This is a genomic window from Sinimarinibacterium thermocellulolyticum, assembly GCF_040327995.1.
Lineage (GTDB): Bacteria > Pseudomonadota > Gammaproteobacteria > Nevskiales > Nevskiaceae > Solimonas > Solimonas thermocellulolyticum.
Genome location: NZ_JBEPIJ010000002.1, coordinates 1 through 19,122, shown reverse-complemented (window position 1 = coordinate 19,122; position 19,122 = coordinate 1). Strand labels below are relative to the sequence as shown.

At 66.6% G+C, this 19,122-nt stretch carries 18 protein-coding genes; 4 read left to right on the top strand and 14 right to left on the bottom strand.

The genetic code is table 11. The annotated features are described in order from the left end of the window. Window positions 1-20: 20 nt before the first annotated feature. A complete protein-coding gene (gene uvrA / locus ABSH63_RS01965) occupies window positions 21-2,843 on the top strand; it encodes an excinuclease ABC subunit UvrA (RefSeq protein ID WP_352886938.1) in 2,823 nt (940 codons plus the stop codon). Between the two features lie 49 nt (window positions 2,844-2,892). Here the strand turns inward: uvrA and ABSH63_RS01960 are convergent, their stop codons facing one another. From ABSH63_RS01960 to ABSH63_RS01900, 13 genes are all read right to left on the bottom strand, one after another. Beyond that, window positions 2,893-5,535: a DUF1302 domain-containing protein gene (locus ABSH63_RS01960; protein ID WP_352886937.1), complete on the bottom strand. Its 2,643-nt coding sequence runs from the start codon at window positions 5,533-5,535 to the stop codon at window positions 2,893-2,895. Between the two features lie 141 nt (window positions 5,536-5,676). Further along, complete coding sequence (locus ABSH63_RS01955) at window positions 5,677-6,462, bottom strand: ABC transporter ATP-binding protein (RefSeq protein ID WP_352886936.1); 786 nt, start codon at window positions 6,460-6,462, stop codon at window positions 5,677-5,679. Then, on the bottom strand, window positions 6,459-7,286 hold the full coding sequence (locus ABSH63_RS01950) for an ABC transporter permease (protein ID WP_352886934.1): 828 nt from the start codon (window positions 7,284-7,286) through the stop codon (window positions 6,459-6,461). The genes ABSH63_RS01955 and ABSH63_RS01950 overlap by 4 nt, the downstream gene beginning before the upstream one ends. Further along, window positions 7,283-8,206, bottom strand: a complete 924-nt coding sequence (locus ABSH63_RS01945) for an ABC transporter permease subunit (RefSeq protein ID WP_352886933.1) — start codon at window positions 8,204-8,206, stop codon at window positions 7,283-7,285. Before ABSH63_RS01945 ends, ABSH63_RS01950 begins: the two co-directional genes overlap by 4 nt. Then, window positions 8,203-9,792, bottom strand: a complete 1,590-nt coding sequence (locus ABSH63_RS01940) for a peptide ABC transporter substrate-binding protein (RefSeq protein ID WP_352886932.1) — start codon at window positions 9,790-9,792, stop codon at window positions 8,203-8,205. Before ABSH63_RS01940 ends, ABSH63_RS01945 begins: the two co-directional genes overlap by 4 nt. 10 nt (window positions 9,793-9,802) lie before the next feature. After that, window positions 9,803-10,699 carry an EamA family transporter gene (locus ABSH63_RS01935; protein ID WP_352886931.1) on the bottom strand — a complete coding sequence of 299 codons (897 nt, stop codon included), beginning with the start codon at window positions 10,697-10,699 and terminating at the stop codon, window positions 9,803-9,805. Between the two features lie 13 nt (window positions 10,700-10,712). Continuing rightward, on the bottom strand, window positions 10,713-12,038 hold the full coding sequence (locus ABSH63_RS01930) for a tetratricopeptide repeat protein (RefSeq protein WP_352886930.1): 1,326 nt from the start codon (window positions 12,036-12,038) through the stop codon (window positions 10,713-10,715). Between the two features lie 2 nt (window positions 12,039-12,040). Further along, the gene (locus tag ABSH63_RS01925) at window positions 12,041-12,664 is read right to left on the bottom strand and encodes an energy transducer TonB (protein ID WP_352886928.1); all 624 of its coding nucleotides are present in this window, start codon (window positions 12,662-12,664) and stop codon (window positions 12,041-12,043) included. Next, entirely contained in the window at window positions 12,664-13,074 is a 411-nt protein-coding gene (locus tag ABSH63_RS01920) for an ExbD/TolR family protein (protein WP_352886927.1), read from the bottom strand. The genes ABSH63_RS01925 and ABSH63_RS01920 overlap by 1 nt, the downstream gene beginning before the upstream one ends. Window positions 13,075-13,084: 10 nt before the next feature. After that, window positions 13,085-13,609 carry a MotA/TolQ/ExbB proton channel family protein gene (locus tag ABSH63_RS01915; RefSeq protein ID WP_352886925.1) on the bottom strand — a complete coding sequence of 175 codons (525 nt, stop codon included), beginning with the start codon at window positions 13,607-13,609 and terminating at the stop codon, window positions 13,085-13,087. Continuing rightward, window positions 13,593-14,969, bottom strand: a complete 1,377-nt coding sequence (locus tag ABSH63_RS01910) for a MotA/TolQ/ExbB proton channel family protein (RefSeq protein WP_352886924.1) — start codon at window positions 14,967-14,969, stop codon at window positions 13,593-13,595. Before ABSH63_RS01910 ends, ABSH63_RS01915 begins: the two co-directional genes overlap by 17 nt. A gap of 1 nt (window position 14,970) precedes the next feature. Continuing rightward, window positions 14,971-15,762, bottom strand: coding sequence for a DUF3450 domain-containing protein (locus ABSH63_RS01905; RefSeq protein WP_352886923.1), 792 nt, complete (start codon window positions 15,760-15,762; stop codon window positions 14,971-14,973). Between the two features lie 204 nt (window positions 15,763-15,966). Next, window positions 15,967-16,233 carry a ComEA family DNA-binding protein gene (locus tag ABSH63_RS01900; RefSeq protein WP_352886922.1) on the bottom strand — a complete coding sequence of 89 codons (267 nt, stop codon included), beginning with the start codon at window positions 16,231-16,233 and terminating at the stop codon, window positions 15,967-15,969. 191 nt (window positions 16,234-16,424) lie between these two features. Between ABSH63_RS01900 and ABSH63_RS01895 the strand changes: the two genes are divergently transcribed. Then, on the top strand, window positions 16,425-17,642 hold the full coding sequence (locus tag ABSH63_RS01895) for an ATP-binding protein (RefSeq protein WP_352886920.1): 1,218 nt from the start codon (window positions 16,425-16,427) through the stop codon (window positions 17,640-17,642). A 95-nt stretch (window positions 17,643-17,737) separates the two neighbouring features. Here ABSH63_RS01895 and ABSH63_RS01890 read toward each other — a convergent pair whose 3' ends face one another. Next, window positions 17,738-18,004, bottom strand: coding sequence for a ComEA family DNA-binding protein (locus ABSH63_RS01890; protein WP_352886918.1), 267 nt, complete (start codon window positions 18,002-18,004; stop codon window positions 17,738-17,740). 267 nt (window positions 18,005-18,271) lie between these two features. Between ABSH63_RS01890 and ABSH63_RS01885 the strand changes: the two genes are divergently transcribed. Further along, window positions 18,272-18,472 carry a hypothetical protein gene (locus ABSH63_RS01885; RefSeq protein WP_352886917.1) on the top strand — a complete coding sequence of 67 codons (201 nt, stop codon included), beginning with the start codon at window positions 18,272-18,274 and terminating at the stop codon, window positions 18,470-18,472. Window positions 18,473-18,545: 73 nt separating this feature from the next. Next, the gene (locus tag ABSH63_RS01880; protein WP_352886915.1) at window positions 18,546-18,830 is read left to right on the top strand and encodes a hypothetical protein; all 285 of its coding nucleotides are present in this window, start codon (window positions 18,546-18,548) and stop codon (window positions 18,828-18,830) included. The last annotated feature ends 292 nt before the right edge of the window (window positions 18,831-19,122 follow it).

The following is a 19,122-nucleotide window of genomic DNA, read 5'->3' as shown; positions in this document are numbered from 1 at the left end:
TTGCGTCCCTGCCTGCCCTCATGGACTCGATCCGCATCCGCGGTGCGCGCACGCACAACCTCAAGAACGTCTCGCTCGACCTGCCGCGCGACAAGCTGATCGTCATCACCGGCCTGTCCGGCTCGGGCAAATCCTCGCTGGCCTTCGACACGCTCTACGCCGAAGGCCAGCGCCGCTACGTCGAATCGCTGTCCGCGTACGCGCGCCAGTTCCTGTCGATGATGCAAAAACCCGACGTCGACGTGATCGAGGGTCTGTCGCCGGCGATCTCCATCGAGCAGAAGTCGACCTCGCACAATCCGCGCTCGACCGTCGGCACCGTCACCGAGATCTACGACTACCTGCGCCTGCTGTTCGCGCGCGTCGGCACCGCGCGCTGCCCGGACCACGATGTCGCGCTCGAAGCGCAGTCGGTGTCGCAGATGGTCGATCAGGTGCTCGCGCTGCCCGCCGAGTCAGCCTGGATGCTGCTCGCACCGGTGGTGCGCGGGCGCAAGGGCGAGCACGGCGAGTGGTTCGAGCAGGCGCGCGCGCAGGGCTTCGTGCGCGTGCGCGTCGACGGCAAAGTTTTTGAGCTCGACGAGGTGCCGACACTCAACCGCAAGCTCAAACACGACATCGAGATCGTCGTCGACCGCTTCAAGATCCGGCCCGACCTCAAGCAGCGGCTCGCCGAATCCTTCGAGACCGCGCTGCGCCTGTCCGAAGGTCTGGCCTATGTCGCGCCGCACGCCGGCGACGCCGCGCCACTGGCGTTCTCGGCGCGCATGTCCTGCCCACACTGCGGTTATTCGCTCGAAGAGCTCGAACCGCGGCTGTTCTCGTTCAACGCGCCGCACGGCGCCTGTCCGACTTGCGACGGCCTCGGCACGCTGCAGACCTTCGACGAGGCGCGCGTGGTCGCGCATCCGGAGCTGTCGCTGGCCGCCGGCGCGATCCGCTCCTGGGACAAGCGCAATCCGTACTACTGGCATTTCATAACCTCGCTGGCCAAGCACTACGGCTTCGATCCCGAGCAGCCCTTCGCCGCGCTCGGCGAGAAGGTGCGCAAGCTGCTGCTCTATGGCAGCGGCGACGAGCGTATCGAGTTCGAGTACCCGGACGAACGCGGCCGCCTGCACAAACGCGTGCACAGGTTCGAGGGCATCATCCCCAACCTGCAGCGCCGCTATCGCGAGACCGAATCCGACGCGGTGCGCGAGGAGCTCGCCCGGTATCTGTCGAACAAGCCCTGTCCCGATTGCGGCGGAGAGCGACTGAATCGCGCGGCGCGCAACGTCTTTGTGGCCGACCGCAACCTGCCGTCGCTGACGGCGCTGTCGATACGCGACGCCGACGCCTTTTTCAACGACCTCAAGCTGCCGGGTCACAAAGGCGAGATCGCCGAAAAGATCCTCAAGGAAATCCGCGCGCGCCTGGGCTTTCTCAACAACGTCGGCCTGGACTACCTGACGCTGGCGCGCAGCGCCGAGACCCTGTCCGGCGGCGAGGCCCAGCGCATCCGCCTAGCCTCGCAGATCGGCGCCGGGCTGGTCGGCGTGATGTACGTGCTCGACGAACCCAGCATCGGCCTGCACCAGCGCGACAACGAGCGCCTGCTGCAGACCCTGTTCCGGCTGCGCGATCTCGGCAACACGGTGATCGTCGTCGAGCACGACGAGGACGCGATCCGCCACGCCGATCACGTGGTCGACATCGGACCCGGCGCCGGCGTGCACGGCGGTGAGGTCGTCGCGCAAGGCACGCCGCGTGACATCGAGCGCAGTCCGGCGTCGATCACCGGCCAGTATCTGTCCGGCCGCATGCGCATCGAGGTGCCGGCCGTGCGCACACCGCCGCAGCCGGGCAAGGCGATCACGATCCGCGGCGCGCGCGGCAACAACCTGAAGAACGTCACCGTCCAGATTCCAATCGGCCTGATGACCTGCGTCACCGGCGTCTCCGGCTCCGGCAAGTCGACGCTGATCAACGACACGCTCTACGGCTTTGCCGCGCGCCAGCTCAACGGCGCGGCAACACAACATGCCGAGTGTGACGGCATCGACGGGCTCGAGCAGCTCGACAAGGTCATCGACATCGACCAGTCGCCGATCGGGCGCACGCCGCGCTCGAACCCGGCGACGTACACGCAGTTGTTCACGCCGATCCGCGAACTGTTCGCCGGCGTGCCGGAATCGCGCGCGCGCGGCTACACGCCGGGGCGGTTCAGCTTCAACGTCAAGGGCGGGCGCTGCGAAACCTGTCAGGGCGACGGCGTGATCAAGGTCGAGATGCATTTCCTGCCCGATGTCTACGTGACCTGCGACACCTGCAAGGGCAAGCGCTACAACCGCGAGACGCTGGAGATCAAATACAAGGGCAAGAGCATCAACGAGGTGCTCGATATGACCGTCGAGGAGGCGCATGCGTTCTTCAAGCCGGTGCCGGCTCTGCATCGCAAGCTCGAAACGCTGATGGACGTGGGTCTGTCCTACATCACGCTGGGCCAGAACGCGACCACGCTCTCCGGCGGCGAAGCGCAGCGCGTGAAGCTGGCCAAGGAACTGTCACGCCGCGACACCGGGGGCACGCTCTACATCCTCGACGAGCCGACCACGGGCCTGCACTTCCACGATGTCGCGCAACTGCTCAAGGTGCTCGAACGCCTGCGCGAGCACGGCAACACGGTGGTCATCATCGAGCACAACCTCGACGTCATCAAACGCGCCGACTGGATCATCGACCTCGGCCCCGAAGGCGGCGCCGGCGGCGGCGAGATCGTCGCCTCCGGTACGCCGGAGGACATCGCCAAGGCAAAGCGCTCCCACACCGGGCGCTTCCTCAAGCCGATGCTCGAGCGCTGAAAACGAAGAAGGCGGCCAGCGGCCGCCTTCTTCGCATTGGGCTTCTCGGCTAGAACTGTATGCGCACGAAGGCACGCGCCATGTCCTTGTCGCGCTGGATGTTGGCGACACCGGCTCCGGTGAACCAGGTGTAGCCGAGATAGAACGCAAGATTGGACTTGTAGCGCGTCTCGATCTGCAGATCCATGGTCTTGCGGCCTTCGATGAAGTTCTCGCCGGGGCCCGGCGCGGTGCCCTTGACGTTGTGCTGCCAGATGATCTGGGGCTGGAACGAGATGCCGGGGAACACGGACTCGTAGCGGATCAGGCTGATGATCACATACCCCCAGGACAGCGGATCGGGGTACAGGTCCAGGTTCGCCTGCGAGGGATTGAAACGCAAGCCGTCGACGCCGAACGAGCAGGATTCGCGCGGCAGCCGGGTCACCGGATCGTAGGAGCAGGCCTGGCGCGAACGGTCCGCGCCGGTGCCGTCGGCGCCGGCGCTGGCATGCGAGTAGGTGCCGGCGGCCTCGAACTGCAGCTCGTCGAGTTCCGGCAGATCCGGCACCCAGGTCGCCCCGATCTCGAAGACCAGGATGATCTGGTCGGCGCCGAAGGGGTTGTCGCTGGCGCCAAAGACTTGCGTTCCGCCGAGGTTGAACTGGAAGGTGTCCATACGCTCGTAGCCGCGGATGTAGCACGGATTCGACGGCGTGTAGGGGATGAAATTCGGATTGGGCTTGAGATCGGTCGTCTGATCGATGCTGTAGCGGTTCTGGCTGCCTAAGAAGCGCGGCTCGCACGGCGGGTTCTCGCCGGCGGCGACGCCGCGATACGGCGTGACGAAGGCCGGGAAAGAACGCGCCGAGCCGGGTGCATGACCGATCGCCAGATCGAAGGTGTCGTTGAACCCCCCCGGCGTGCCGTTGGCGTCGATGATGTAGTCGCTGGGCGCGTATACCCCCTGGTCACCCAAGGTCTGTACCGGCGAACTGCCAGGCCCGGTCGTGCCGACGCCGGCCGTGGTGCCGGCGCAGCCGGTGCCGGCCGGCAGCAGGTCCGGCACGCCGACGATGCCGCCGGTGAGCTGGCTAGCCAGGCCGAAGATGGTGTCGACCAATCCGAGCGCGCCGTCGAGCGCATCGCCGGTCGGCAGCACCCGCGGCAAGTTCGGATCATGACAGCGCGACAAGGTCGGGCCGAAAGCGGCGAACACCAGGTCCTCGGTGTCGACCTGCAGCGGCGAATTCGGGCGATAGGCGACCTCACCCTGGAACGACCAGCCGAAAGCGGTCGTCGCGAAGCTCAGGCCGAAGAGCCGGATGTCTTCCGGGTACTCGACCAGCAGCTTGACGGTGTCGAGCGGCACCGCATTGCTCTGCGCGTTGGCGGGGTCACGACCGGTCAAGGAGTACAGGATCGGCAGGTCCGGGCAGGCGGCAAGGAAGCTCACCGGATCGTAGGCGTCGATGCCCAGGTCATTGCCCTCGCGGCGCGCGCAGCTCGCCACCGTGGAGAAGAAGCTCGCCAACGGCAGGCGCGAGTGGTAGTTCATGAAGTACAGACCGAACTCGGTGCCGTTGTTGATGTCCTCGGCGTAGTACTTGAGTGAGACGCCGTACTGGCCTGAGGTGCGGGGTTCCAGATCGGGCAGTCGCTCGATCGTCGTCGAGGTGTTGGTCACGCCCGACAGTGGGTTGTACAGCGGGTAGGCGACGCCATCCGGGTCCTCCGGACCGCCGCCGAAGTGCACATAGGCGTAGTTGACCGCGTTGTCGGTTCCGACCACGTCCGACAGCGCCAGCATCGAGCCCGCGGCAGGGGCTTCGACGGGCTGCCACTCGAGCTGGTAGAACGCCTCCAGGGAGCCGTTGGTGAACGGTTCGAAGCCGATCGAGACCATGTTGATCGGCGTGAAAATCTCCTCCACCAGATAGCCGACGCGGTAGAAATTGTTGGCGTTGGGCGGGTTGGCCTGGTTCAGGGAGTTGAGCGCCTGCAGCAGCGACTCGCCCCAGTTGATCAGGTGGCGGCCGACCTTGAACCCCAGCTCCTTTTCGCCCCACAGCGGCACGGAGCCGAAGACGTAGGCGTCTTGCAATTGCAGCTCGGCGCCGATCTGGCTCAGGGTCTCGCCGGTGCGCGGCCGCTCGACCGGCCCACCGCGTCCGTACTGCGCGAAGCCGAAGGTCGGATCGGCGAGCGCGACCTCGTCGCGGTTTTCGGCGTTGATCAGGTTGGGGTGGAACTCCTCGAAGTCCTCGTTGACCCAGTCGTGGTAATACAGGCCCTTGGCAAAGATGCCGTAGTTGCCCCAGGTGAGCGTCAGGTCCTGGGTGATCTTGACCAGGCCCGAGGTCAGATCGCCCTTGTCGTAGTTCCAGTTGCCATCGTCGTAATTGGGACTGAACTGACCCGGCGCGGACGCCAGGGCGACCGCCGGGTGGCCCTGATCGCGGAACAGGCCTTGGCAGGACTGGTTGATGCCACCGCAGACGTCCGGGTTGATGTTGGACTTGCCCAGATAATCGGTATGCCGGTCCTGGGTGCGCACCGCCGCACCGATCACGATCGAGCTGTTGAGCACGCCCTCGATCGACTCCTCGCCCCACGGCAGGCTGAAGCTGATGGCGAACGCCGCCTTGCTCGACAGCGTGCCAACCGCGGCGAACAGGACGGCTGCGATGTGGCGCTTGGCCAGCATGGTCATTGGATCTCTCCCCCGGATGGGCGCACGGCGAGCGGTCGACCGCACATTCGGCGTCACGGGAATCGAACGCCGTCGGACCGCCCGAATCAAGCCGTTGCGGAGATTACGTAAGAAAACGCCGTAGCTGCAACTGGCCCCGCGTCAGCGTTCATCCCCGGCGAGCGCGCGTCGTGCCGCGAGCAGCGCCGCAGTGTACGGATGGCGCGGCGCCGACATCACCACGTCGATCGCACCGTGCTCGACGACGCGCCCGGCGCGCATCACCAGCACGCGGCTGCACAGCTCGGCGACGACGCCCAGATCATGCGAGATCAGCAGCAACGCCAGACCGCGCTCGCGGCACTGCCCGCGCATCAGATCGAGCAGCCGCGCCTGCGTCGTCGCGTCGAGCGCGGTGGTCGGCTCGTCGGCGATCAAAAGCCGCGGCGCACAGGCCAGCGCCATCGCCAGTGCGACGCGCTGGCACATGCCGCCCGACAGCTCGTGCGGATACTGCCGCAGGCGGCGCGGCGCATCGGCGATGCGCACCGCGTCGAGCAGGCGCAGCACCTCGGCCATCGCCGCGCTGCGCGAAAGGCCGCGATGGTGGCGCAAACCCTCGGCGAGCTGCGTGCCGATGCGCAGATGCGGGTTGAGGCTCGCACCTGGGTTCTGGAACACGGCCGCGATCTGCGCGCCGCGAATACGGCGCAGCTCGCGCTCATGCAGGCCGAGCAGCTCACGATCGTCGAAGCGGATACTGCCGTGCACCCTGGCGCGGGCATCGCACAGCCCGAGCAGCGCCAGCGCGGTCTGCGACTTGCCGGAGCCCGACTCGCCGACGATGCCCAGCGCCTCGCCCGGCGCGAGCGAAAAGCCGACATCGTCGACGACCGCGCGCGCGCCCAAGTGCACGCACAGGCCCTCGACCGCGAGCAACGCGCTCACCGCCCCTGCCCCGTTGCGCGCAGGCGCTCGCCGAGCACGTTCAGGCACAACAGCGTCGTCACCAAAAATGCGCAGGGGAAGGCCAGCGCCCACGGCGTGATCTCCATGTCGCGCGCGCCGTCGTTGATCAGCATGCCCCAGCTCGCCCGCGGCTCCTGCACGCCAAGACCGAGAAAGCTCAAAAAGGACTCGATCAGGATCGCCTGCGGCACCGTCAGCGTCGCCATCGCCAGCACTGGTCCGCTCAGGTTGGGCAGGATGTGGCGCAGGATGATGCGCGCATCCGGCACGCCGACGAGCTTGGCCGCGACGACGAAGCCACGCTCGCGCAGCGCCAGCGTCTGGCCGCGCACGACGCGCGCCATGTCCAGCCAGGTCACCGCGCCGATCGCGGCGAACACCAGCCACAGCTCGCGGCCGAAGGCGACCATCAGCAGAATCACGATGAACATGAACGGCAATGCGTAGAGCACGTCCACCGCGCGCATCAGCCACTGATCGATGCGCCCACCGAAGTAACCCGCGACCGCGCCCCAGGCCACGCCGATGCCCACCGACACCAGCGTCGCGAGCAGACCGACCAACAACGAGGTGCGTCCGCCTTCGAGCGTACGCACGAACAGGTCGCGGCCGAGGCTGTCGGTACCGAACCAGTGCGCGCCATCGATCGACGGCGGCGCGCCCCAGTCGGCCGCGAAGTCGATGTGATCCACTGTGTGCGGACTCAGCAGCGGGCCGAGAATCACCGCGAGCACGATGAGCGCGAGAACGCCGCCCGCCAGCCATGCGGCACCGCCGCGCCGGTCTGCCACCACGTGCCTCATGCCGATCGCAGCCGCGGGTCGAGCCAGCCGTACAGCAGGTCGACCAGCAGATTGAACAGCACGATCAGCGCGCCGTAGAGCAGCACGACGCCGAGCACCAGGGTGTAGTCGCGGTTGAGCGCACCCTGCACGAAGTAGCGGCCGATGCCGGGTATGCCGAAGATCTGCTCGACCACGACCGAGCCGGTCAAAAGCCCCGCGGCCGCGGGGCCGAGATAGGACAGCACCGGCAGCAGCGCCGGGCGAAAGGCATGCCGCCACAACAGCAAGCGCGGCGGCAGGCCCTTGGCGCGCGCCGTGAGCATGAACGGCGCGGCCAGCGTCTCGATCATGCCGGCGCGGGCCAGGCGCGCGACATAGGCCATCTGCGGCAAGGCCAGCGCGATCACCGGCAGCACGACGTCCTGCCAGGCGCCGGCGCGCCAGCCGCCGGCCGGCAGCCAGCGCAGCGTCACTGCGAACACCAGCACCAGCAGTGGCGCGACGACGAAGTTCGGCAGCGACACGCCGGTCATCGAGAACAGCGTGAGCGCGCGATCGCGCCAGCCGCCCGGTCGCTGCGCCGCGGTGAAGCCGAGCACGATGCCCAGCGGCAGCGCGAGCGCGAGCGCGAGCGCGCCAAGCAACAGCGATGCCGGCAGTCCGGCCGCGATCAGATCGCTCACGTGATACCCGTCGTACTGGAACGAGGGCCCGAGATCACCACGCAGCACGTCGCCGGCGTAGCGCACATATTGACGCCACAACGGTTCGTCGAGGTGATACTGCGCGGCGATCGCCGCCTCGATCCGCGGCGGCAGGCTGCGTTCGCGATCCAGCGGCCCGCCGGGGGCAGCTCGCAGTAGAAAAAAGCTCAGCGTCAGCAGCGCGAACAGCGTGACCAGACCGGCGATGGCGCGGCGCAGCAGCATGAGTGTCATCCGCGCCCCTCCTGCGAGTCCGCGAGCGTCAAGTCCTTGCTGTAGTGATAGTCGAGCGGATGGTCGCGCCAGCCGCGCACGCGCGGCGCGACCAGGTGCTTGGACACGTAGACGTACAGCGGAATCACCGGTACGTCTTCGAGCACGCGGCGCTCCGCCGCGGCGAGGGCCTCGGCGCGCCGCTCGCCATCGACGCTCGCCGCCGCGACAGCGAGATGCGCGTCGAAATCGGCATCGACCCAGCCGCTGTCGTTCTTGCCGTGCGCGCTGTGCAGGATGCCGAGAAAGCTCATCGGGTCGTTGAAGTCCGCCATCCACGCCGCGCGGAACACCTGCGTGTCGCGCCGTAGGCGACGATGGTGCAGGAACACCTTGAACTCCTCGTTGACCAGACGCGTCTGCACGCCGAGAGTCTGCTTCCACATCGCCGCCACCACGGTGGCGATGCGGCGATGCGTCTCGTGGGTGTTGTAGCGGATCTCGACCTGCAGCGGCCTGTCCTGACCATAGCCGGCCTGCCGGTACAGACGGCGGGCCTCCTCGATGCGCCGCGCCAGCGGCCACGCCGACCACGCCGGCGTCTGCGGCACGTGTCCCGCGGTTTTCGGTGGTACGAAGCCGTAGGCCGGCAGGCCGAGCCCGTGCAGCACCTTCTGCACCAAAAGCTCGCGGTCGATGACCATCGACAGCGCGCGCCGCAGTTGCGGTGCGCCGGCAAACGGCGGTCGCGTCAGATTCAGGCCGTAGTAGTAGACGCCCAGGTAGGGCGCGACGCGCAGCGCGCCGGGCAACTCGCGACGGATGCGCTCGGCCTGCAGCGGCGGGATCTCGGCGGTGATGTCGAGCTCGCCGGCGCGGAAGCGCTGCAGCTCGGCGTGGATGTCTTCCGTGACGACGTAATGCACGCGCGCGATCGCCGCCGGATCGCGGTAGTGCTCGTTGCGCACCAGCGCCACGTGCGACTGCACCACCCAGTCGGCGAGACGATAGGCGCCGTTGCTGATCAATCGGCCCGGGCGCGCGAACGCCGTCGTCGACGCCGCGGCGTTGTCCGCGTGCAGCGGAAAGGCGCATGGATGCGCGAGCAAGGCCGGTAGCGTCGGGTTCGGCGCTTCGAGTTCGATCTCCAGCGTCTGCGCATCCGGTGCGTGCACGCCGAGCGTATCGGCGGGCAGGCGGCCGTCGATGATCGCAGCGGCGTTGCGGATCGGTTCGAGCATGCGCGCAAAGTGCGAGCCGGTGGATGGCGCAACGCTGCGGCGCAACCCGCGCACGAAGTCCGCGGCGACCAGCGGATCGCCGTTGGACCAGCGCAGGTCGTCGCGCAGTCTGAACCGGTAGCGCAGACCGTCGGCGCCGACGCTCCAGCTTTCGGCCGCGGCCGGTACCGGCGCGCCATCGTCGCCGACCGCGGTCAGCCCCTCGAACAGATCACGCACGATGTTGCCGGCGCTCACGCCCTCGACGCGATGCGGATCGAGCGTCTCCGGCTCCGGCCCGTTGCCGATGCGCAGCACCTCGGTCGCCGTGGCCCATGCACTCGGGCACGACAGCACAAGAGCCAGCACGAAGGTCGGCGCGCGCATGCGCGCGAGCTTAACGGACGGGCGGCGCTCGCGACGCCAGCGTCACCAGCACGACGCCGGCGAGAATCACCAGCGTCCCGGCAATCTGCGGCAGCGCCATCACCTCGTCGAGCCACCACCAGCCGAGCAGCACGGCGATCGCCGGATTGACATAGGCATAGGTGCCGAGCTGGGCCGGCGTGACTTCGTGCACCAGCCAGTAGTAGGCGCCATAGGCGATACAGGAGCCGAACACCACCAGATACAGCAAGGCGCCGAGCGACTCGGGCGTCGGCGACCAGCGCCGTGCGTCGCCGAGCGCAAGACCCAGCGCGGTCATGATCACGCCGGTGACCAACATCTGCAGCGCCGCCGCCATCAGTGGCGCGCAGCCGAGCGGATAGCGCCGCGCGATCACCGAGCCCGCCGCCCACAGGATCGGCGCGGCGAGCAGGGCCGCATAGGCGAACCATGGGGCGCTGCGCAGTTGCAGCCCGCCGCCGACCAGCAGGGCGACGCCGGCAAGGCCCAGCAGCAGCCCGGCGCCCGCGGGCCAGGACAGCCGGTCACCGCGCCCGCCGAGCGCGCCCAAAGCGGCCATCCAGATCGCCGAGGTGGCGATGATCAACGCGGCCTGGTTCGACTCGACCCAGTGCTCGGCCCAGGTCACCAGGCCGTTGCCGCCGACCAGCATCAGCACCGCGGTCAGACCGATCAGCGCCCAGTCGCGGCGGCTCGACGGCAGCCGCGCGCCACGCAGCCAGGCATAGGCGAACATCAGCGGCGCCGCGAGCAAAAAGCGCACGCCGGCGAACAGCACCGGCGGCAGATCCTGCACGCCGATGCGGATCGCCAGATACGTGGAACCCCAGACGAGGTAGACGATCGCAAAAGCGATCGTGACCTGCAACGGACGCGACGCACGCACGCCGGCATCCGCGTCAGTTCTTCGCCTTTTTCGCTTGGTCCGGCGGCGCGCTCGCCTGTGCCGCCGCGATCGCGGCCTGCGCCTCGGCCTCCTCGATCTGGGCAATGTGCGTGAGCCACTGCGTCGCGTTGTTGCGGCTCTCGTCATAGCGCTGCGCCTTGCGCAAGGACGCGACCGCGCGCGCACGATTGCCGGACTGGAATGCGGCGACCCCTTCGAGGTAAGCGGCGTCGCCCATCTTCTTCACGCCCTTGGCCTGCGCCTGGGTGAGCGCGTCCAGCGCCTCCTCCCAGCGCTCATCCTCGACGTAGATCTGACCCAGGCGGTAAAAGATCTCGCCGTCGCGGGCGATTGCCGCGGCGCGCTTGAGCACGGCTTCGGCTTTGTCGTACTCGCGCGCCATGGTCCAGGCGTCGCCGGTCAGGCTCAGCGTCTTCTCGTCGGCCTTGAGCAGTCCGCGTTCCAGGCCTTTTTCGAGCACCTGTGCCGCCTTGTACGGAATGTCGAGCAGCAGATAAAGATTGGCCAGATTGCGAATCTCGCCCTCGGTATCGAGAAAGTTCTGTCGCTCGGCGAGCGCCAGAACCGCGAGCGACTCCTTGTCGCGCTGGATCTCGAACAGGATGCTCGACAACTGCTTCCAGTAGTCCTCCTTGGCCGGGACCAGTGCGATCAGCCGCACCAGCACCTCGGCACACTGCGGGTACTGCTTGAGCTCATAGTGCAGCGCCAGCTTGAGCTGCAGCCAGGACTCCTTCGGCTCCTTGACTTTGGCGAGCGCCTGGTCGACCTGCGGCAGTGCGTCGCGAAAGCGCTTGCGGTCCGCGTAGGCGCTGGCCAGCAGGATATGCGCATCCGCGGGCGGCTCGGACGTCACCTCGCGGAAGTAGTGCTCCATGCGCTGGATGGCCTTGTCGGTCTGTCCGTCCTGGAAGTAGAGCTGGGCGACGTTGTAGAGCATCTGCTCGTAGGGCTGCTGCGGCAGCGCATCGAGCGACAGGGCCTCCTCGAAGGCGGCGATCGCCGCCTTGTAATTGTTCTGCGAGATGTAGATGAAGGCCATCGTCTGACGGATGACGGCCCGCTCGTAGTCGTTGCTGACACGGCCCAGCAGCGCCTCGGATTTGCTCAGCGCCTCGGCGTTCTGGTTCTTGCCGATCAGCTCGTGGATGCGTTCGAGCTGGCGGTAGGTCGCCTCCGATAGCGTGCCGGCGGCCTTGCGCTCCTTCTTCGGCGCGTTCTGCGCGGCCAGCTCGTGCACCGGCGCGAAACTCAGCGCACCGACGGCCAGCGCGGCCGATGCGATCGAACTGCCCAGTGCCCGGAGTCTGCGCTGCATCGCTATTCGCCCAGATTGAACTTCACGGTGTACACGCCGGTGGTTTCCACCGGCTGGCCGTCGACCACCTTCGGCCTGAACCGGCCCTTATACGCAGCGGACACTGCCGCGGACTCGAAGTAGCCGCGCGGCTTGGCGCTCTTGACCCGCGCCGACTTGACCATCCCGTCCGGACCGACGGTGATCTCCAAGGTGACCTCACCGGCGATGCCGTCGCGCAGCGCCTGGCGTGGGTACTGCGGCGCGATACGCACCAGCGGAATCAGCTCGGCGTCACCCTGGATGTCGCCGGCGGAGAAGGTGCCGAGGAACGGCCCGCCGGTGATGGTGGTCGGCAGGTTGAGCTTGGGCACGTTGAGCGGCGTCGGCGCCATGTCGGGCTTGGCCTGCGCCTGCACGTTGAGCTGAGGCGGCGGCGGCTTCTTCGGCGGCGGCGGCTTCTCCGGCTTGCTGCGCGTGCGCGTTTCGAGCTGCGTGTCGCGCTTGAGTCGCACGAAGTCGATCACCGCCGAAGTGGAGTCTTTTTTCGGCCCGACGTCGCGCCCCATGATCAGCAGGTGCATGACCCAGAACAGGCCGAACGCGATCACGGCCGCGATGACCACCGCCAGCGCACTACGCGCCACTAGCCGCCTCCGCTCTGATCGGCCGCGATCGAGACATTGAACACGCCGGCCAGGCGCACCTGGTCCATGACCTCCACCAGCGTGCCGGTCTCCGAACTCTTGTCGGCGATGATCACGACCGAGCCTTCCGGGTTTTCCGCGTGCAGGCGCTCGACGGTGGCGCGCACGGCGCGCTTGTCGACCACGCGCTTGTCGATCCAGATCTCACCGTTCGCGCGGATCGCGATCAGGATGTTGCCGCGCTCCTTACGCTCGGCGGTGGCCGCGCTCGGACGGCTGACGTCGATGCCGGCTTCCTTGACGAAAGAGGTCGTCACGATGAAGAAGATCAGCAGGATGAACGACATGTCCAGCATCGGCGTCAAGTCGATCTGGGCGTCGTCGTCTCCACCTCGGTTTCTGCGTGCCATGAGATCAATCTCAATGCGTGATCATGTGGTCGTTGAGCTTGCTGGTTTCGGTCGCCAGCTTCTTCTCAAGCCACAGGATCGGATAAAGACCGGAAATCGACACGACCATGCCCGCCATCGTCGGGATCGTCGCCGCCGAGACGCCGGAAGCCATGGCGCGCGCATTGCCGGTGCCGAGCGTGGCCATGACGTCGAACACCTGGATCATGCCGGTCACGGTACCGAGCAGGCCGAGCAGCGACGCCAGCGCGACCAGCGCCTTGATCAAGCCCAAGTGACCGCGGATCTGGCGCGTGGCCTCGGACACGAGCTTGCGCTTGACCTGGCGCGCGTACCACGACGAATGGTCGGTGCGCGCATCCCATTGCGCCTGGATGCGGTCGATCATGCGCGGCAGCTCGCGCGTGCAGTACAACCAGCGCTCGATGATCAGCACCCACAGCAGGAACGCGGCGCCGAGCAGGATGCGGACCACCGGCCCGCCCAGTTCGAGCAGATCACGGACATCCGCGAACAGGTCAAGCGGCCCGACCATGCTGCTTCTCGGCGTGCTCCGCGATCAGGCCCGCCGCCTCCTCGTCGAGGATCTGCACGATGTTCTTGCTGCGGCCGGCGAGATAGGCGTGGATCAACACCATCGGGATCGCGACCACCAAGCCCATGACCGTGGTCACCAGCGCCTGCGAGATGCCGTCGGCCATGATCTTCGGATCGCCGGTGCCGAACAGGGTGATCTGCTGGAAGGTCAGGATCATGCCGGTGACGGTACCGAGCAGGCCCATCAGCGGGCCGACCGCGGCAATCATCTTGATGGCCGGCAGCCAGGTCTCCAGCGCCGGGATCTCCTTGAGCACGGCCTCGTCGAGCCGCAACTGCAGGGTTTCCAGATCGACGTTCGGATCCTTGTAGTAGACCGCGAGCACGCGGCCCAGTGGGTTGTTCTCGTTGGCGTTGGCGGTGTCCTTGCGCTGAGCGTTCACCTTGGCGGCGATCGCCGACAGTGCAGCGAAGCGCACCGCCGCCATGATCAGACCGATCGCACCGATGGCGAGGATCAGATAGCCGACCAGGCCGCCGAACTTGATCTGCTCGCCGAGCTTGGGCGTCTGCACCAGCACCGCCAGCAACGTGCCGCGGGTCGGATCCAGCGTCGCACGGTGATAACCGCTGGTCTCGTCGAGCAGATCGACGTTGGGCTTGACGAAGCGCGACGCCGGCTGACGGCTCAGCACGGCGAACTCACGTTCACCCGGCAAGTAGGTCAAAAAGCCATCCTCGCTCGACGCCGTGAAGCCGCCGAGACGCACCACCGGCGTGTCCCGCTCCTGACCCTCGACGTCGATGACCTTGGTCGTGAACTTGGCCACGCGGCCGCTCTCGGTCATCTCGCGCTGCATCTCGAACCACAGCCGCTCCAGGTCCTCGATCGAGGCCAGCGATTTGGACTCCGAGAGCTTGCGCGCAAAGGCCTCGCGATCCGGATACTGTGCCGAGATCATCGAGTTGTAGGCCACCGACGCAAAATCACCCGCGACCTGGCGCACGACACCGAACATCTCGCCGAGATTGCCGAGCTTGGCATCGAGCGCCGCCTGTAGCTCGGTGAGCTTCTTCTCGTTGGCGTCGAACTGCGCCGACAGCGCGTTGGCCCGCGCGTTTTCGCGTGATAGCTCGGCCTGCGCCTCACTGAGCATCGCCGCGCGGCGGTTGCGCTCCGCTTGGAACGCGTTGATGCGCGCCTGATTCTGCTGCGCCTCTCGGGCACGCGTGGTACGCGTCTGTTCGAGCAACTGATCGAGCGTCGTGGCCTGTGCCTGGGCAAGGCCCGGCAGTGCCGCGAGCAACAGCACCGCCGCAGGGCGGGTCAGGCGGGCGAACATGGGAGTGCGCGACATGTTACTTGGCCTCCTTCGGCGCGGGCACGGGCACCGACAGCAGATTCGGCGCCGCCTGCTTTTTCGCGATCTTCAGTCCCGCGGTGACCGCATCCGCATAGCCGTTGTCGGCGACCCACTGCTTGGCATCCGCATCCCAGTAACCGGTTTCGGAACCATCGAGCGTCTGGTACATCAGCGACACACGACCGGCGCGCAAGAACTCCACGGTACGCTCGCCGATCTTGCCCTGGTAGGCCTCTAGCGTGCGCCCGTACTCCATCTCGACCTGGTAGGCCTCGACGATGCGGCGGAACTTCTCGGCGATCGAAACGTCTGCGCGCGCCATCATGTCCTTGAGCCCGGCGATGCGGTCCGCGCGCTCATCCGGCAGGAACGGCAGATCCAGCTTCACGAACTCCTCGAGCGTGGCCAGCATCTTCTGCAGCAGCGGCACGATCTCGCGCGCCGTCGTCTCGATTTCGCCGAGCTGCCGCTGCATCGTCTCCATTTCTTCGAGCTGCGAGCCGATGGTCGCCTGCAGTTGCTCGTTGTAGCGCTTCAGGCTCGCGGTCTCCTGGATCACCGCGCGGTATTCGGCAACGGCGCGACGCGTCTCGTCGTCGAGCTGCTCGACGCGGCTTTGCGTCTGCTGCGCGGCCTGCTCGGCGGCGACCTGCTCGTTGACCGAGCGCGTCACCGGCGCCGTGGACTGCGCCATCGCCAAAGACGAGAGCGCAAAACCCGCAACGGCCCAGCCGCTGCGCGTGAGCATCACTGCTCGCGCCACCGCTCGATTGGGGCTCTCGGACATGCGTGAAGTTCCTCGGGAATTGAACTGAGGGTTGTTGAACGAAACCGACGCGCGGTGTGGCAGGGCAGTGATCGCGCCCTTGCACCGTCAAGGCGCGGATGGTAGCACCATCGTTTAGCCCCGTAGAAACGGGGTTTCCCCCCACCCCAGAAAAAAGAGGCGGGCCGCAGCCCGCCGTAAGGTCGTCCCTCCCTTAGGGAATCGTCAGTCGTTGACCTTGATGTTGTCCTTGTTCTGCTGGTAGATCGCCTCGCCGATGCCATCCACACGCATGATGTCCTCGGGCTTTTCGAACGCGCCGTTCGCCTCGCGGTCGGCGACGATCGCGGCCGCCTTGGCCGGTCCGACACCCGTGAGCTCCTTGGCCAGCGCCTTCTCGTCAGCCGTGTTGATGTTCACCGGCCCCGCATAGGCTGCGGCTGCAGAAAGCAGCAGGCCGACGGCGGCACCCATTTTCAGCAGTGATGTCATCTTCCGTTCCCTCCACTTGCCTGATCTCCCGCCACATCGGCGGTGGAGGAAATCTAGCCAGGGAGCTTCGCGCCGAACATTAGCCGGATGGCTAATGCCGGATCCGCCGATCGGCGAATTGACGGACGGCACAGCTCGACAGAAGCACCCCTATCTGGCAATTCGTTTAATGAATGAATATCATGCACGGCATGGAAGCACTCCCCCGCCTGGTCGGCGCCGCACTGGCGCAACGGCTCCGGGTCATGCCCGCTGTGGTCGTGACCGGCGCGCGCCAAACCGGTAAGAGCACGCTGGTGGAACGCTTGGTTTCCGGCAGGCGCCGATACCACACGCTCGACGACCTCGACGTGCTCGATGCGGCCCGCCGGGAACCGGGAACGCTGCTGGGCGGCCCCGGTCCGATCACGCTTGACGAAGTCCAGCGCGAGCCTGGATTGCTGCGCGCGGTCAAGCACGCGGTCGACCAGGACCGCAGGCCCGGCCGCTTCCTGCTGACCGGATCGGCCAACCTCCTGCTGATGAGGCAAGTTTCGGAGTCGCTCGCGGGCCGTGCGAGTTATCTGACGCTGTGGCCGATGACGCGGCGCGAGCAACGCGGCATGGGGCAGTGCGGACGCTGGGACGACTTGCTCGCGAACACCGATGACCGTTGGCTCGAACTGCTGGCCGATGCCAAAGACGAGCCCGAGAACTGGCATGAGCTGGCGCTACGCGGCGGCTTCCCCACCCCCGCCTTATCGATCAGGGACAACAGCGAACGCCGCATCTGGTTCGATGGCTACGTCCGCACATATCTTGAACGCGATCTGCAGGATCTCGCCGCCATCAGCGCACTGCCCGACTTTCGCCGCCTGATGCGCGCAGCCTGCCTGCGAATCGGCCAGGTCGTGAACCAAACCGAGCTGGGACGCGATGTCGCCCTGCCACAGCCGACCGTACACCGCTGGCTCAACCTGCTCGAAACCTCCTATCTGCTGGTTCGCCTGCCTGCGTACGCCGTCAATCGCACCAAGCGGTTGATCAAATCACCCAAGCTGTACTGGGGCGACACCGGCATCGCCCTGCACCTGGCAGGCGCCACCAAACCCGACGGCGCACATCTTGAAAATCTCGTCCTGAATGATCTGCTGGCGTGGCGCGATGCACGCATCGAACACGTCGAGCTGGGCTACTGGCGAACGACGATCGGCGAGGAAGTCGACTTTGTGATCGAGGCCAACGGCCAGTTGCTGCCGATCGAGGTCAAGGCGACGACCAGGCCGAGGCTTGGCGACACGACGAATCTGCGCACTTTCCGTGCGGAGTACGGCAACAAGGCACGCGCTGGACTGCTGCTGCACACCGGCAACACCATTGATTGGCTGGCGCCGGACGTTCTCGCTGCGCCGTGGTGGCGGGTACTCTGATTCGAGCGAGTATTCCGGGGCGCCGGCGCGCTGAGCGCTACAAGAAAAAGGCGGGCCGCAGCCCGCCGTGAGGTCGCCCCTCCCTTAGGGAATCGTCAGTCGTTGACCTTGATGTTGTCCTTGTTCTGCCGGTAGATCGCCTCGCCGATGCCATCCACACGCATGATGTCCTCGGGCTTTTCGAACGCGCCGTTCGCCTCGCGGTCGGCGACGATCGCGGCCGCCTTGGCCGGTCCGACACCCGTGAGCTCCTTGGCCAGCGCCTTCTCGTCAGCCGTGTTGATGTTCACCGGCCCCGCATAGGCTGCGGCTGCAGAAAGCAGCAGGCCGACGGCGGCACCCATCTTCAGCAGTGACGTCATCTTCGTTCCCTCCACTTGCCTGATCTCCCGCCACATCGGCGGTGGAGGAAATCTAGCGAGCGAGCTTCGCGCCGAACATTAGCCAGATGGCTAATGCCGGATCCGCCGATCGGATGATTGGCGCATGGCCCATGTTGCCTCCCCGTTTCAGCGCCACGGATTGTTGGAGGTTTCCAGCAGGTGTGGAGACCGTATTCGATCAGGCTGAGAGCACCGAGTGACTCTTGCGGGATCTCGTGGTCGTCGTCATGCAGACAAGCGCTGGGCGTGCTCGCGAGCGGCGATGCCATCCGCAAGCGCACCAGCGCGGCGCGCGGCAAGTTGACCGGGATGCGCTTCTACACCTTCGGCAAACGTTGGCTGGCCCAGCTCCTGCCCGAGCTGCTCAAAGCGGGTGGGGACGCGCTGCAGGTGTCGTTCGACGCGGCGTATCGCGACCGTCGTGGTCGCCTGCGGGGGAATTCCTGATGGCTTCTCGACGCTTGCTCTGCGCGAGCCAGTCCTGCAACCGCGCGCGGGCTAGGTTTGCGCTCTGGGCGCGGTGCTGCAGACGCTCAATGGCAATCAATGCGGGATGGACCGGCTTGCCGACCGGCACCGCTCGAATGACCGCGCGTGGGTACAGCGCGCCGATGCCTTTGGCCAGGCGCAGCATGAAGGATGGACGCTTTTTGGCCATATCCGGAGTGTACCAATGACCGCCGAGAACCGCGACGTCCGCATCAACATTGAGCACGTCACCACGGGGCTCGAACGCATCCAGCAGTCCATCGACGGCGAGCGCACGCTCGGCGCTGCGGCCACCTCCTCACCGAACTCGGGCTGACGTGCAAAGCACTCGAACGGGATCGGCTCCGTCAACGCCACCATCGGCAGGCACCCCAGGAACAACGCTGTAGCGAGTTTGATCTTCCGCCTTCCCTTCAATCTCCTGGGACTGCGAATCCCGTCCACCCCGCGCAATCTTCACGGTGAGTCGACAGCGTCAAGCCTAGCAGCTTGCTGAAAAACTCGGCATGAATTCTGCGGTCTATACGCGCGACATTCCAAACAGGGGTCTGGGATGCGGGGAATAGAAATCCAGCAGGGTGCGATGTTCAGCTACGTTTCTCTGGAGC